Genomic DNA, 13,945 nt, shown 5'->3' with positions numbered 1-13,945 from the left:
TATCCGCCAGAACCCCCGGAGGTCATTATGAAATTCGAAATGCTAGACACCGATACCCGTGGAACGGTCATCAAGGTGGTGGGCGTGGGCGGCGCCGGCGGCAACGCCGTTGCCCACATGATCCGTCGCGGCGTGCAGGGCGTGGACTTCATCTGCGCCAACACCGACGTGCAGGCGCTGTCGCATACCAATGCGCCGGTGCAGATCCGCCTGGGCCGCAGCGGCCTGGGCGCCGGCGCCAAGCCCGAGCAGGGCCGCGCCGCCGCCGAGACCGCCCGCGAAGAGATCCGTGACGCGCTGCAGGGCGCCAACATGGTGTTCATCACCGCCGGCATGGGCGGCGGCACCGGTACCGGTGCCGGCCCCGTGGTGGCCGAAGTCGCCAAGGAGCTCGGCATCCTGACCGTGGCCGTGGTGACCAAGCCCTTCAACTTCGAGGGCAGCAAGCGCATGCGCATGGCCGAGGAAGGCATCGACGCCCTGACGCAGCACGTGCATTCGCTGATCGTCGTGCTGAACGAGAACCTGTACGAACTGCTGGGCGAGGACGCCACGCAGGAAGACTGCTTCAAGTCGGCCGACGACATCCTGCACAATGCCTGCGCCGGCATCGCCGAAATCATCAACGTGGACGGCAACGTCAACGTCGACTTCGAAGACGTCAAGACCATCATGAGCGAGCAGGGCAAGGCCATGATGGGCACCGGCATCGCGAGCGGCGTGGACCGCGCCCGCGTGGCGTCCGAGCAGGCCATCGCGTGCCCGCTGCTGGAAGGCATCGACCTGAACGGCGCCCGCGGCGTGCTGGTCAACATCACCGCCAGCCGTTCGCTGAAGATGCGCGAGACCCGCGAAATCATGGACACCATCCGCAGCTATGCCGCGGAAGATGCCACCGTGATCTTCGGCGTGTCGTACGACGATGCGATGGGCGAAGACCTGCGCGTGACCGTCGTGGCGACCGGCCTGGGCCGCAACAAGGCCAAGCCGCAACTGGTGCAGAACACCATGCAGCAGCTGCGTACCGGCACGGACAACGTGCCGGCCTACAACGCCCAGGCGGGTGGCACCAACTACCACGACTACGACACGCCCACGGTCTTCCGCAACCCGCGGGATGCGTCGATGCGCGTGCAGGCGCTGGAAAGCTCGGGCATGGAGCACCTGGACATCCCCGCCTTCCTGCGCAAGCAGGCGGACTGACAGGCCGATAGACCCCCTCTGCGCGCTGACGCGTTCCCCCAGGAAACCGCGGATCTGGCTTAGCCAGTCCGCCGGTTTCGCCCCCTGGGGGGCGCGCGTAGCGCGTAGGGGGGGTATTTTTATTTGTTGCTTTGCTTGGGAGGGCGGCGGCGCGGGCCTATACTGCCCATCCGGTGTTTTTCCCTTCCATACAAGGAGTCTTCCATGACCATCAAAGTAGGTGATCGCGTCCCCGACGGTACCCTGACCGAATTCATCGCCGTGGAGACCGAGGGCTGCTCGCTCGGCCCCAACGCGTTCCAGGTCGCGGATCTGGTCAAGGGCAAGAAGATTGCCGTGTTCGCCGTGCCGGGCGCCTTCACGCCCACCTGCTCGGCCAAGCACGTGCCCAGCTACCTGCAGAACCATGATGCCCTGAAGGCCAAGGGCGTGGACGAGATCTGGTGCGTGGCCACCAACGACGCGTTCGTGATGGGTGCCTGGGCCAAGGACCAGGGCAGCCAGGGCAAGATCCGCATGCTGGCCGACGGCTCGGCCAAGTGGACCAAGGCGCTTGGCCTGGAATTCGACCTGACCGAGCGCGGCATGGGCGTACGTTCGCAGCGTTATTCCATGCTGCTGGACGACGGCGCCGTCAAGGTGCTGAACGTCGAAGCTCCCGGCAAGTACGAAGTCAGCGACGCGGAAACCCTGCTCAAGCAGCTGTAATCCCGATCCCGGTACGGTCGCGGGCTGCGTGCGCGGCCGTATCGGAACCTGCGGCGGTCCCACCGCTCTAACACGGAAACGTTACAATATAGTATTAACCCGGATTCCTAGCCGCCATGCTTTGCCAGCGCACAATAAAAAGCGTTACTCGAACCACCGGGGTCGGCCTGCATTCCGGGCGGCGCGTCGAGATCACGCTGCGTCCGGCGGCGCCCAATACCGGCATCGTCTTCCATCGTATCGACCTGGCTGAACCGGTCGACCTGCCCGCTTCCGCGATGTCCGTCGGCGACACGCGCATGGCGTCCGTGCTGCAGAAGGGCGACGTGCGGGTCTCCACCGTCGAACACCTGATGTCCGCCTGCGCGGGCCTGGGCATCGACAACCTCCATGTGGACCTGACGGCCGAGGAAGTGCCCATCATGGACGGCAGCGCGGGCACCTTCGTGTTCCTGCTGCAATCGGCCGGCATCGAGGAACAGAACGCGGCCAAGGAATTCATCCGGGTGCTGGAACCCGTCGAGGTGCGAGAAGGCGAAGGCGCCGCCGCCAAGTGGGCGAGGCTCGAACCCTACGACGGCTTCTCGCTGGCCTTCTCCATCGATTTCCACCATCCGGCCATCGATGCCACGTCGAATTTCGCCGAGATCGACTTCGCCAAGCATTCCTACATCAAGGAAATCGCGCGCGCCCGCACCTTCGGGTTCATGCAGGACGTGGAAAATCTCCGCGCCGCGGGCCTGGCGCGCGGCGGCAGCCTGGACAATGCCATCGTGATGGACGAATTCCGCGTCCTGAACAGCGACGGACTCCGCTACGACGACGAGTTCGTCAAGCACAAGATCCTGGACGCCATCGGCGACCTCTACCTGGTGGGCAAGCCCCTGATCGCCCGCTACGTGGCCCACAAGTCGGGCCACGGCATGAACAACCAGCTCGTGCGCGCCCTGCTGGAGCGCCGCTCGGCCTGGGAATTGGCCACCTTCGAATCGAAGTCGGTCGCCCCCCAAGCCTTCCGCGAAGACTGGGTGACCGTGTGACCCCCCCTACGCCCTTACGGGCGCCCCCCAGGGGGCGAAACCGGCGGACTGGCAAAGCCAGATCCGCGGTTTCCTGGGTCTAGTATCCGTTTTTTGACACGCCACACCGTTGCTACCGCTGGCAGCCAGCGAAGCCTCCTGCCACAACCCAAGATGACCGTACTAGACCCAGGATGCGGTGGATCCGGCTTTGCCGGTCCACCCGCATCGCCCCCTGGGGGGCGCGCGTCAGCGCGTAGCGGGGGGTAACTTCCTTTTCAGTTCGGCCAGGGCCTGGGTGCCCAGCTCGGTAGCCTGGCGCGCCGGGGCGCGGGGGGCGGGGCGGGACAATTCGGTCTCTTCCAGGCGGGTAAGCGTTGCTTGAACGCGGACGGCGATTCCGTTAACCTGCCACCCTTGCTTTTCCAAGGCCGCCACCAGCCGGGGTGCCAACTGGCGCAGTTTGGCCGAATGGGCCGCGGCCGGTACGCCCAGTGTCAATTGGCCATCCTCGAAGCGCAGCACGCGGCAGGACGGGCCCAGGGGCGCGGGCAGGGCGTCGCAGACCTGGCGTTCCAGGTCCAGCAGGCGGCGGGCGGTGCCCAGCAGGCTGGCGCCCTTGCCGTCACGGCCCAGGCACGCCAGCGTGGCGGTGTACTGCGCGGGGTCGGCATGGGTCTGCGGCTTGCGCCGCTTCCGGAGGGTCGCGGCGGGCCGGGTACGAAAAGTTTCGATCACGAACTCCCTGGAGTCTCGGGAACATTCAAGAGGATACGGGGCGCCGAGCAAGGCGCGTCTCTCACGCCAGGAGGCACGTTCCGTGCAGATCATCATAGTGCATCCGCGCCTGTCCGAGGCGAGGACGCTGACCATAACCCCCCGTTTCGCCGCGGGGATGATCGCCGCAATCGGTGCCGCCCTGATTCTTGGCGCCGTACTGTTGAATTACGCCGCTTCCGGCATCGCATGGCCATGGAGCGGCTCCGGCCTGTCCGAGCGTACGCGCGAGGAAGCCCGCCAGCAGGCGGTGCTGCGCGAGAACATCAATCTGCTGGCCAAGCGCGTGGGTGAAATGCAGGCCAAGCTGATGCAGCTCGACGCGCTGGGCGAGCGCGTCGCCGGCCTGGCGGGCGTGGCTCCGGCGTTTTCCGCCAAGGGCGTGCCGGGCCGCGGCGGGCTGCTGGTATCGCCGCAGCCCATGTCGCCCCAGGACGTCAGCTCCGAGCTCGATCATCTCGAAGCCCAATTGGCCGAGCGCTCCGACTACCTCAGCGTCCTGGACGCGCAGCTGACGACCCTGTCCGTGCGCAAGGCCATGACGCCCACCGTCATGCCCGTCACGCAGGGGTACAACGGTTCCTCGTTCGGCTGGCGCGTCGATCCCTTCACCGGTACGCGTTCCCTGCACGAAGGGGTGGATTTCTCCGCGCCGTCGGGCACGCCCATCGTGGCCGCGGCCGGCGGCGTCGTGCAGGTGGCCGAATTCCACGCCGGCTACGGCTACATGATAGACATCGACCACGGCAACGATCTCGTCACCCGCTACGCCCACGCCTCGCGGCTGCTGGTCAAGCCGGGCGACCTGGTCAAGCGCGGCCAGCGCATCGCCGCCGTCGGCAGCACCGGCCGCTCCACCGGTTCGCACCTGCACTTCGAGGTGCGGCTGGGCGGCGTGGCGGTCAACCCCAACAACTTCCTGACCCACGGCCCCGGCAAACAGCCGGTCGAACCGTTCTCCAAGGTCGTCACGCTGCCCGCCCCCGGTCCGCTGGACTAGAAAGAGTCCCCCCTACGCGCTGACGCGCGCCCTGGATGATGAGCCTCCAGCCCCCAGCCGCTACGCGGCAGCCCCAATAGACCCAGGATGCGGTGGATCCGGCTCCGCCGGTCCACCCGCATCGCCCCCTGGGGGGCGCCCGAAGGGCGTAGGGGGGGGACCATAATCAACAGAGACCTCCCGCAGGCAGCGCATCAGGCGTTCGCTGGCGGGGGACAGCGCGCGCTGCTTGCTCCAGGTCAGGCCGATGGGGCGCAGCAGGCCGGGGAGTTCCAGGGGCAGAATGGCCAGCATGCCCAGGTCGCTGTAGTAGCGGGCCGCGACGCGGGACAGGAGGCCGACGGCCCGGGTGGACTGGAGATAGTTGGCGATGACCGGAACCGACAGGGTTTCGATGTAGTCGCTGGGCATGGCAATGTCGTGTTCCTGGAAGACGGCCTCCAGGGGTTCCCTGGGCAGGGACGCCACCGGCGGCAGGATCCAGGGGAACGGGGCGAGGTCGCGCCAGTGCAGCGACGAGACCCCGGCCAAGGGGTGCTGGCGGCCCACCACGACCATGCTCGATCCCTCGAACAGGGGCGCTTCCTCGAAGTCGGCCGACGGCCAACTGGACAGCCGGCCCACCAGGACGTCCAGGTGGCCTCGCCGCAATTGCGGCAGCAGCGTATCCATCGAGCCTTCCTGCACGTGCACCGTGGTCGTGGGCGAGACCCGCTTGAGGGCGGCCAGCGCCTGGGGGACCAGGGCCGAGGTCATGGCGGGCATCGCGCCCAGCGCCGTCCGCCCGGACGCGCCCGACAGCAGCGCACGCAGTTCGTCGCGGGTCTGGGCCAGGGTGTTCAGCATCACGCGGGCCTGGCGGATCAGGCATTCGCCGTAGGCATTGGGCTGGACGCCCCGGGCCGTCCGGTCGAACAGCTTGAAGCCCAGGCCTTTCTCCAGTTCGGACAGCGCCAGCGACACCGCCGGCTGGGTGATGTTGAGGCTGGCCGCGACCTTGCCCAGGTTGCGCAGCTCGTCCAGGGCCACCAGCAATTGCAGGTGGCGCGGCTTGAGGTTGGCGCGGATGTACCAGTCGAGTCTCGCCATGGCGGATCTCTCCGGATGGGTCATAAGTAGATGCTTATGATAAACGCCAGATTTTTAAGTGGTTTGCTTATGTTGATGCGGGCATGATGGGCGCCTTCGATCAGGAGTCCCCGTGTCCCATCCCAAGCCGACATCGATCATCGATCTACATACCCACGTCATCGCCGCGGACCAGCGGGCCTATCCGCTGGCGCCGCTGTCCGGCCGGCAATCGGACTGGTCGCGCGAGCGGCCGGTCACGCGCGAAGACATGCTGGCCGCAATGGACGAGGCCGGCATCGCGCAGGTCGCGCTCGTGCAGGCCTCCACCTGCTATGGCCATGACAGCAGCTACGTCGCGGACTCGGTCGCCGCTCGGCCGGACCGTTTCATCGGCGTCTATTCGATCGGCTTGTCCGAGCCTGACGCCGCCGATCGCATCGCATACTGGCACGGCCGCGGGTTGCAGGGCATGCGGGTGTTCATCGCCGGGCACACCGCCGCCGACCACGCGGCGCGGCTGGACGACCCGCTGGGCTTTCCCGCCTGGGAGCGGGCGCAGGCACTGGACATCCCCGTGTGCGTGCAACTGCGGGCCGATGGCTTGCCTCAACTGGAAAACATCCTGCGGCGCTTCCCGCGCGTGCGGGTGCTGCTGGACCACTTCGCCCGGCCCCGGCTGGACGACGGTCCTCCCTATGCGGCGGCGGCCAGCCTGTTCGCGCTGGCGGAGCATCCCAACCTGTTCCTCAAGTTCACCACCCACAACGTCCGGGAGTCCCGCGAGGGGGCGGCCACGCAGGCCAGCTTCCTGCGGCGCGCGATCGACGTGTTCGGCGTTCGCCGCATTGCCTGGGGATCGAACTTCCCGGCGTCGGCGGGCAGCCTGGCCAGCCTGCTGGGCGAAGCCCTGGAGGCCACCGCCTCGCTGTCGGGCGAAGAGCGGGAATGGATTTTCCATCGCACGGCCCGGGCACTGTATCCCGAGCTGGACGCCGCATCGGCAAGGGGCGCGTGATGGGTCCGACGACGCTGCGCACCCTGCTGGGCGATTATCCCAACACGCTGGCCCTGAAGCGGGGCGAGATCGCTTCGCCGCTGGTCGGTTTCGAGTTCGACCCGGTCAAGACCGCCAACCGGGCGTTCAAGCGCGTGGTGCGCGAAGGCGCCTTCGACGTGGCGGAGCTGGCGCTGGTGACCTTCCTGCAGGCCAAGGCCTACGGCAAGCCCCTGGTGCTGATGCCGGCCGTGGTGGGGGCGGGCCGCTACCAGCACCACTGCCTGGTCCACAACGTCGAGCGCGGCCGCCTGCGGGTGGCGGAGCTGGCCGGCAGGCGCATCGGGATCCGGGCCTACGCCCAGACCACGGTGGCCTGGGTGCGGGGCATCCTGGCCGACGACTACGGGGTGGACCTGAGCGGGATACGCTGGGTGACGTTCGAGGACGGGCACCTGGCCGAGTTTCCGGACCCGCCCGGGGTGGCGCGGGCCGAAGGCCGCAACATGGTCGAGATGCTGCTGGCGGGGGAGCTGGACGCCGCCATCATCGGCACGGACCTGCCCGACGATCCGCGCCTGGCGCCGGTGCTGCCCGATCCCCATGCGGCCGCCGCCGCCTGGGGCGCCCGGCACGCCATGGTGCCGGTCAACCACATGGTGGCGGTGGACCGGACGCTGTGCGAGAGGCGGCCGGAGGTGGTGCGCGAGGTCTACCGGCTGCTGCAGGAAAGCAAGGCCGCGGCCAGGCGGGACGCAGGCGGGCCGGACCTGACGCCGTTCGGCGTGGAGCCCAACCGCCACGCGCTGGAACTGATCATCCACTATGCCTATGACCAGAAACTGATACCGCGCCGCTATGCCGTCGACGAGCTGTTCGACGACGTGACCCGCGTGCTGTGACCGGCGCCGGCCGTGGGGCCGGCCCGCAAAGACAATCGCGGCGGCGAGGGTCGCCGCCCTCATTCCCAGGAGACAACATGAAATGGTTCGCAATCCTGGCCGCCTGCGTGGCGGCCGCCGTTCCCACGCTTCCCGCCCAGGCCCAGGTAGGCGGCCAGGTTACGCGCATCGTCGTGCCGTTCGCCGCGGGCGGAGCCCGGGAGCTGCTGGCGCGCACGTTCTACCAGGAACTGGGCCAGCAGCTGGGCCAGACCATCATCATCGAAAGCCGGCCAGGCGCGGGCGGGGCCATCGGCACGTCCAACGTCGGGCGCGCCGATCCGGACGGGCGCACGCTGCTCATGGCCGCGTCCAGCCATTTCGTCACGGCCGAGCTGGGCGCCAAGCCGCACTATGACCCGGTCAAGGATTTCACGCCGGTGGCCAACATCGGCACCCAGAGCTACGTGTTGATGATCAGCAGCGCGGTGCCGGCCAGGAACGTGGCCGAGTTCATCGCCTATGCCAAAAAGCGCCCGGGCGAACTGAACTACGGTTCGGCCGGCATCGGCAGCTCCACCCATCTGGCCATGGCCTATTTCCTGAGCACGGCCGGGCTGGACATGCTGCACATCCCCTACAAATCCACCCAGGAAGCGGCCAACGACGTGGCCGGCGGGCGGGCGCAGGCGGTGATCGTGCCCAATGCCGGTGTCGGTGCTTACCTGCAGGATTCCAGGCTGCGCATCATAGGCGTGACTTCGCGCCAGCCCTCGCCGCTGCTGCCCGGCGTGCCGCCCATCGCCCAGGCCGGCCTGCCGTCCTACGTGTTCGAGTCGTGGTTCGGCCTGCTGGCGCCCGCCGCCACGCCCGCGCCGGTGGTCCAGCGCATCAACGCCGCGGTGGCGAAGGTCCTGGAGATGCCGGTCATCAAGGAGCGCCTGGCCACGCAGGGCGTGGCGCCGGATGCCATGAACGTCGATGAATTTGGCAAACTGTTCGTCCAGGACAGGCAACTGATGGCCCGCATCGTCAAGGAGGCCAGGCTCACCCGGGATTAACCCGGACCGGTCCCGGCGGGGGCGGGCGCCGCTCCCGGGCCGGGCCAGCCGCCGGGCGGCGGCCGGGCAGGGATGTCCATGCGGACGGGGCGTGCGATTCAAGGTCCTCCCACGGTGCTAAACTGGCTGGCTTATCCCCTATCCCGGCTGGGATGCCAGGCCACGGCCCGGCCCCGGTTGCTTGCAAATATCGCGCATGGTTTCCTCTCTGCTCAAGAAAATTTTCGGCAGCCGCAATGACCGGCTGCTGAAGCAGTACGGCAAGTTGGTCGCTCGCATCAACGCGCTGGAGTCCCAGACCGCCGCACTCAGCGACGAGCAACTCGCGGCCCGCACGCAAGAGTTCAAGCAACGCTACCAGAACGGCGAATCGCTGGACGACCTGCTGCCAGAGGCCTTCGCCGTCGTGCGCGAAGGCGGCAAGCGGGTGCTGGGCATGCGCCACTTCGACGTCCAGCTGCTGGGCGGGATCGTGCTGCACAGCGGCCGCATCGCTGAAATGCGCACGGGGGAGGGCAAGACCCTCGTGGCCACGCTGCCGACCTACCTGAACGCCATCGCCGGCAAGGGCGTGCACGTGGTGACGGTCAACGACTACCTGGCGCAGCGCGACGCGGCCTGGATGGGCCGCCTGTACAAGTTCCTGGGCCTGTCGGTGGGCGTGGTGATCTCGCAGCAGCCCAACGAGGAAAAGAAAGAGGCCTACCAGGCCGACATCACCTACGGCACCAACAACGAATTCGGCTTCGACTACCTGCGCGACAACATGGAATACCGCGTGGAGGACCGCCGCCAGCGCGCGCTGTTCTACGCGGTGGTCGACGAGGTCGACTCCATCCTGATCGACGAGGCGCGCACGCCGCTGATCATCTCGGGCCAGGCCGAAGACCATACCGAGATGTACATCCGGATGAACGCGGTGCCGCCGCTGCTGACCCGGATGGCGTCCGAGCCCAAGTCCAACGAGCCCGAGCCCGAGGGCGACTTCTGGGTGGACGAGAAAAGCCACCAGGTCTACCTGTCCGAGGCCGGCCACGAGAAGGCCGAGCAGATCCTGGAGCGCCAGGGCCTGCTGCCCGAGGGCGAGTCGCTGTACGAGCCGCGCCACATCAGCCTGATGCACCACCTGATGGCTGCGCTGCGGGCGCACAACCTGTTCTTCCGCGACCAGCACTACGTCGTGCAGAACAACGAAGTGGTCATCGTCGACGAGTTCACCGGCCGCCTGATGGTGGGCCGCCGCTGGTCCGACGGCCTGCACCAGGCGGTCGAGGCCAAGGAAGGCGTGAAGATCCAGAACGAGAACCAGACGCTGGCCTCGATCACCTTCCAGAACTACTTCCGGATGTACGAGAAGCTGGCCGGCATGACCGGCACGGCCGACACCGAAGCCTACGAGTTCCAGGAAATCTACCGCCTGGAGACCGTGATCATGCCGACCAACCGGCCCATGATCCGCGTCGACCAGAACGACCAGGTCTTCAAGACCGACCAGGAAAAGTACAACGCCATCCTGGAAGACATCCGGGACTGCCAGAAGCGCGGCCAGCCGGTGCTGGTGGGTACCACCAGCATCGAGAACTCCGAGCTGCTGTCGGCCATGCTGGTGAAGGCGGGCCTCAAGCACGAGGTGCTCAACGCCAAGCAGCACGCGCGCGAAGCCGAGATCGTGGCCGAGGCCGGCAAGCCCGGCCATATCACCATCGCCACCAACATGGCGGGCCGCGGCACCGACATCGTGCTCGGCGGCAGCGTCGACAAGCAGGTCGACCTGATCCGCGCCGACGACTCGCTGTCCGAGGCCGAGAAGGAAATCCGCATCGCCCGCGTGCGCGATGAATGGAAGCCGCTGAACGAGCAGGTCAAGGCCGCCGGCGGCCTGCGCATCATCGGCACCGAGCGCCACGAGTCGCGCCGTATCGACAATCAGCTGCGCGGCCGCGCCGGCCGCCAGGGCGATCCGGGTTCGTCGCGTTTCTACCTGTCGCTGGAAGACTCGCTGATGCGCATCTTCGCGGGCGACCGCGTGCGCGCCATCATGGAGCGCCTCAAGCTGCCCGAGGGCGAGCCCATCGAGGCCGGCATGGTCACCCGCTCCATCGAGTCGGCCCAGCGCAAGGTCGAGGCCCGCAACTTCGACATCCGCAAGCAGCTGCTGGAGTACGACGACGTCGCCAACGACCAGCGCAAGGTCATCTACACCCAGCGCAATGAGGTCCTGGAGGCCGAATCCATCGCCGACGTGGTCGCCGGCCTGCGCGAGGCCACCTTCACCGAGGTGTTCCGCGGCTACGTGCCGGAAGACTCCGTCGAGGAACAATGGGACGTGCCGGGCCTGCAGAAGACGCTCGAACTCGAGTGGCAGGTCGAGCTGCCGCTGGCCGGCATGCTGGAAGCCGAGCCCAACCTGACCGACGACGACCTGCTCGAGCGCGTGCTGAAGGCCGCGGCCGATGCCTACGACGCCAAGGTGACCCTGGTGGGCACCGAGATGTGGGGCCAGTTCGAGCGCTCCATCCTGCTGCAGTCCATCGACACGCACTGGCGCGAACACCTGGCCATGCTGGACCACCTGCGCCAGGGCATCCATCTGCGCGGCTACGCCCAGAAGAACCCCAAGCAGGAATACAAGCGCGAAGCCTTCGAGCTGTTCTCCAACATGCTGGACCGCATCCGCAACGACGTCGTCAAGGTGCTGATGACCGTGCGCGTGCAGTCGGCCGAGCAGGTGGAACAGGTCGAGCAGGAGGCCGCCCAGCCGCACGTGCAGAACGTGCAGTACCACCATTCCGACTACGACGAAGCCCTGGCCGCCGCCAATGCCGCCGCGGGATCCGGACAGGAACCCGTGCGCAACGTACTGCCCAAGGTGGGCCGCAACGATCCCTGCCCCTGCGGCAGCGGCAAGAAGTACAAGCAATGCCATGGGAAGCTGGCGTAGCCAGCTTCTAGGGAAGCCCACCCCCTACCCGCTTGCGCGGGCCCAGAATGGTGAGCCCCCAGCCGCTACGCGGCAGCCCCCCGAGGGGGCCTGGGCCCGCCTTGGGGCGGCCCGGCGCCGGGCCCAGGGGGGCACTGGCAGACCGGCAAAGCCGGATCCGCCGCATCCTGGGTCTGGTACCGTTATCTTGGGTTTGGCACGGTTGCTATCACTGGCTGCCAGCGGTAGCAACCGTGCTTCAGTCCACGATGCTTTCCCTAGACCCAGGAAACCGCGGATCTGGCTCCGCCAGTCCGCCGGTTTCGCCCCCTGGGGGGCGCGCGTCAGCGCGTAGGGGGGGTTACACCACCTCGAACATCGCCTCGATCTCGACCACCACGCCGTGCGGCATGCTGCTCACGCCCACGGCCGTGCGCGTATGGGCGCCGGCTTCCCCGAATACCTCCACCATCAGGTCCGAGGCGCCGTTGACCACCTCGGCGATGCGGACGAAGTCGGGCGTGGCGGCAACGAAGCCGCGCAGGTTCACTACCGACACGATGTCGTCCAGGCCGTTGGGCAGGGCGGCGCGGGCCTGGGCCAATACGTTCAGCGCGCTGGCGCGCGCGGCCTGCTGGGCCTGGGCCAGGTCCAGGGTGTCGCCCACGCGGCCGACGTGGCGCAGTTCGCCGTTCACGCTGGGCAACTGGCCCGAGACGAACAGCAGGTTGCCCAGCTTGCGCGCCATGCGGATGCGCGCGGCGCGGGCCGCGGGCGCGGGCGGCAGGATGATGCCCAGGGCCGACAGGCGGGCGTCGATGGAACTTGGCATGGGTGGCTCCCGGTGATGGCGAAGGCCGCCATTGTCCCGTCCCGGCCCATGGGGCGGGCTGATTTTTCGCGCCGCGGCCATAACCATGCGGTTGGAACCGCGGGCGAAACTGGAATGCGGCAGCGGCCGGCGGCTCCGTATCATGGCCGTTTCGACAAGGAGCGCGCATGCTGTACATCATCTACCAGGAAGACCGGGACGACGGCGCGGCGGAGATCCGCAAGCGGGTCAAGCCCGCGCATCTGGAGTACCTGGCCAGGTTCGAATCCAGGCTGGTGCTGGGCGGCGCCATGCTGGCCGAGGACGGCGTGGGGCGCACCGGCAGCGTATTGATCCTGAACGTGGGCAGCCTGGCCGAGGCGGAGGCGTTCTCGCGCGACGAGCCGTTCCGCAAGGCCGGCCTGTTCAAGAGCGTGAAGATCTCGCGCATGCGGCGCGGACAATGGAACCCGGCGGCCGCGCCCGCCACCGCCGAGGGCAACTGACCGGCATCAGGCCGCGGGCGGGCGGTGGTAGAGCTCGCCGGCCGCCTGCTTGAGGCTGTCCACCATGCGCAGCGCGGCGGCCGACAGATTGTTGTGGGCGTGGGTGATGATGCCCACGGGCAGGGCGGGATAGCCGATGTCCACCGGCAGCTTGGCCAGGACACCCTGTTCGATGTCGGCCTGGACGATCTGCCACGGCAGCGCGGCCACGATGTCCCGCTGCAGCAGCAGGGCGCGTATCAGCGGGAACGACAGGGTCTCGACGATGCGGGCGGGCAGGTCCAGCCCCTCGCGGGCGAAGAACAGGTGGATGGGCGTGCGCGCCACGCTGCTTGCGTGCGGCATGACCCATTCCTGCGCAGCCAGGTCGGCGGGCGTGGGCGCGGCCTTGCCCGCCAGCGGGTTCTGGCGTCCCGCCACCAGCACGATGGGTTCGAAGTACAGGGGGATCTGCCGGATCTGCCCATGGCCGTCCTGCTCGGACATGCGGCCCACGACGATGTCGATCTCGCCGGCCTGCAGTCCGCTCAGCAGCCTTTCCTTGCTGCCGTCCACCACCGACACGCGCGTGGCGTCGCCGCCGGCAAAGAACAGCGACAGCGCGCGCGGCAGCAGCGTGGGCAGCGCCACCATGTAGCTGCCTATCGCCAGCTTGCCGGCCGAGCCTTGGCGCAGGGCGGTCAGTTCATCGGCCGCGCGCTTGAGCTCGGCGTGCAGCGAATGGGCATAGCGCAGCACGTGGCTGCCGAACACGGTGGGCACGACACCCTTGGCGGTGCGGTCCAGCAGCCGCTCGCCCAGCAGCGTCTCCAGTTCGTGGATGGTCTTGGATACCGCGGGCTGCGACATGTGCAGCGTTTCCGCCGCGCGCGACAGGGCGCCGCATTCGGCCACGGTCTTGAACATTAGCAGGTGGCGCAGCTTGACCTGGGTGGTCAGCACGCGCTCGATCGATCGCTCGGCTTCCATGTGAACCCCGATGGCGGGAAGAAGA

13 protein-coding genes are annotated in these 13,945 nt (G+C 67.8%); 9 read left to right on the top strand and 4 right to left on the bottom strand.

Features of this window, described 5'->3' with window-relative positions; translation table 11 throughout:
* Positions 1-24: 24 nt before the first annotated feature.
* From ftsZ to lpxC, 3 genes are all read left to right on the top strand, one after another.
* Positions 25-1,203, top strand: a complete 1,179-nt coding sequence (ftsZ, locus tag CDO46_RS27390) for a cell division protein FtsZ (protein WP_087841766.1) — start codon at positions 25-27, stop codon at positions 1,201-1,203.
* A 204-nt stretch (positions 1,204-1,407) separates the two neighbouring features.
* Positions 1,408-1,911: a peroxiredoxin gene (locus CDO46_RS27385; protein ID WP_087841728.1), complete on the top strand. Its 504-nt coding sequence runs from the start codon at positions 1,408-1,410 to the stop codon at positions 1,909-1,911.
* Positions 1,912-2,027: 116 nt separating this feature from the next.
* Positions 2,028-2,951, top strand: coding sequence for a UDP-3-O-acyl-N-acetylglucosamine deacetylase (gene lpxC, locus CDO46_RS27380; protein WP_087841727.1), 924 nt, complete (start codon positions 2,028-2,030; stop codon positions 2,949-2,951).
* 228 nt (positions 2,952-3,179) lie between these two features.
* Here lpxC and CDO46_RS27375 read toward each other — a convergent pair whose 3' ends face one another.
* Positions 3,180-3,668 carry a DciA family protein gene (locus CDO46_RS27375; protein WP_176400858.1) on the bottom strand — a complete coding sequence of 163 codons (489 nt, stop codon included), beginning with the start codon at positions 3,666-3,668 and terminating at the stop codon, positions 3,180-3,182.
* An 82-nt stretch (positions 3,669-3,750) separates the two neighbouring features.
* On the opposite strand from CDO46_RS27375, the gene CDO46_RS27370 reads away from it, so the two are divergent.
* Positions 3,751-4,707 carry a M23 family metallopeptidase gene (locus CDO46_RS27370; protein ID WP_087841726.1) on the top strand — a complete coding sequence of 319 codons (957 nt, stop codon included), beginning with the start codon at positions 3,751-3,753 and terminating at the stop codon, positions 4,705-4,707.
* A gap of 60 nt (positions 4,708-4,767) precedes the next feature.
* Here CDO46_RS27370 and CDO46_RS27365 read toward each other — a convergent pair whose 3' ends face one another.
* On the bottom strand, positions 4,768-5,796 hold the full coding sequence (locus tag CDO46_RS27365; RefSeq protein WP_176400857.1) for a LysR substrate-binding domain-containing protein: 1,029 nt from the start codon (positions 5,794-5,796) through the stop codon (positions 4,768-4,770).
* 112 nt (positions 5,797-5,908) lie between these two features.
* Here CDO46_RS27365 and CDO46_RS27360 point away from each other — a divergent pair, with 112 nt between their 5' ends.
* The 4 genes from CDO46_RS27360 to secA all read left to right on the top strand — a co-directional run bounded on the left by CDO46_RS27360 (position 5,909) and on the right by secA (position 11,655).
* Entirely contained in the window at positions 5,909-6,793 is an 885-nt protein-coding gene (locus CDO46_RS27360) for an amidohydrolase (protein WP_087841724.1), read from the top strand.
* A complete protein-coding gene (locus CDO46_RS27355) occupies positions 6,793-7,674 on the top strand; it encodes a phosphate ABC transporter substrate-binding protein (RefSeq protein ID WP_087841723.1) in 882 nt (293 codons plus the stop codon). Before CDO46_RS27360 ends, CDO46_RS27355 begins: the two co-directional genes overlap by 1 nt.
* A gap of 77 nt (positions 7,675-7,751) precedes the next feature.
* Positions 7,752-8,714, top strand: a complete 963-nt coding sequence (locus CDO46_RS27350; protein ID WP_087841722.1) for a tripartite tricarboxylate transporter substrate binding protein — start codon at positions 7,752-7,754, stop codon at positions 8,712-8,714.
* 196 nt (positions 8,715-8,910) lie between these two features.
* Positions 8,911-11,655 carry a preprotein translocase subunit SecA gene (gene secA / locus CDO46_RS27345; protein ID WP_087841721.1) on the top strand — a complete coding sequence of 915 codons (2,745 nt, stop codon included), beginning with the start codon at positions 8,911-8,913 and terminating at the stop codon, positions 11,653-11,655.
* A 340-nt stretch (positions 11,656-11,995) separates the two neighbouring features.
* Here the strand turns inward: secA and CDO46_RS27340 are convergent, their stop codons facing one another.
* Positions 11,996-12,466 carry a RidA family protein gene (locus CDO46_RS27340; protein WP_087841720.1) on the bottom strand — a complete coding sequence of 157 codons (471 nt, stop codon included), beginning with the start codon at positions 12,464-12,466 and terminating at the stop codon, positions 11,996-11,998.
* Positions 12,467-12,633: 167 nt separating this feature from the next.
* Here CDO46_RS27340 and CDO46_RS27335 point away from each other — a divergent pair, with 167 nt between their 5' ends.
* Complete coding sequence (locus tag CDO46_RS27335) at positions 12,634-12,951, top strand: YciI family protein (protein ID WP_087841719.1); 318 nt, start codon at positions 12,634-12,636, stop codon at positions 12,949-12,951.
* 6 nt (positions 12,952-12,957) lie between these two features.
* Here CDO46_RS27335 and CDO46_RS27330 read toward each other — a convergent pair whose 3' ends face one another.
* Complete coding sequence (locus tag CDO46_RS27330; RefSeq protein ID WP_176400856.1) at positions 12,958-13,920, bottom strand: LysR substrate-binding domain-containing protein; 963 nt, start codon at positions 13,918-13,920, stop codon at positions 12,958-12,960.
* Positions 13,921-13,945: the final 25 nt, after the last annotated feature.

Source organism: Pigmentiphaga sp. NML030171, assembly GCF_002188635.1.
GTDB lineage: Bacteria > Pseudomonadota > Gammaproteobacteria > Burkholderiales > Burkholderiaceae_B > Pigmentiphaga > Pigmentiphaga daeguensis.
The sequence above is the reverse complement of the archived record's forward strand: the minus strand, read 5'-3'. Positions and strand labels throughout refer to the sequence as shown.

Excerpts from the sequence above, each read along its gene's own strand:
- CDO46_RS27335 (WP_087841719.1), top strand. The coding sequence starts at position 12,634 with ATGCTGTACATCATCTACCAGGAAGACCGGGACGACGGCGCGGCGGAG.
- CDO46_RS27340 (WP_087841720.1), bottom strand. The coding sequence starts at position 12,466 with ATGCCAAGTTCCATCGACGCCCGCCTGTCGGCCCTGGGCATCATCCTG.
- CDO46_RS27385 (WP_087841728.1), top strand. The coding sequence starts at position 1,408 with ATGACCATCAAAGTAGGTGATCGCGTCCCCGACGGTACCCTGACCGAA.
- CDO46_RS27355 (WP_087841723.1), top strand. The coding sequence starts at position 6,793 with ATGGGTCCGACGACGCTGCGCACCCTGCTGGGCGATTATCCCAACACG.
- lpxC (WP_087841727.1), top strand. The coding sequence starts at position 2,028 with ATGCTTTGCCAGCGCACAATAAAAAGCGTTACTCGAACCACCGGGGTC.
- CDO46_RS27365 (WP_176400857.1), bottom strand. The coding sequence starts at position 5,796 with ATGGCGAGACTCGACTGGTACATCCGCGCCAACCTCAAGCCGCGCCAC.
- secA (WP_087841721.1), top strand. The coding sequence starts at position 8,911 with ATGGTTTCCTCTCTGCTCAAGAAAATTTTCGGCAGCCGCAATGACCGG.
- CDO46_RS27330 (WP_176400856.1), bottom strand. The coding sequence starts at position 13,920 with ATGGAAGCCGAGCGATCGATCGAGCGCGTGCTGACCACCCAGGTCAAG.
- CDO46_RS27350 (WP_087841722.1), top strand. The coding sequence starts at position 7,752 with ATGAAATGGTTCGCAATCCTGGCCGCCTGCGTGGCGGCCGCCGTTCCC.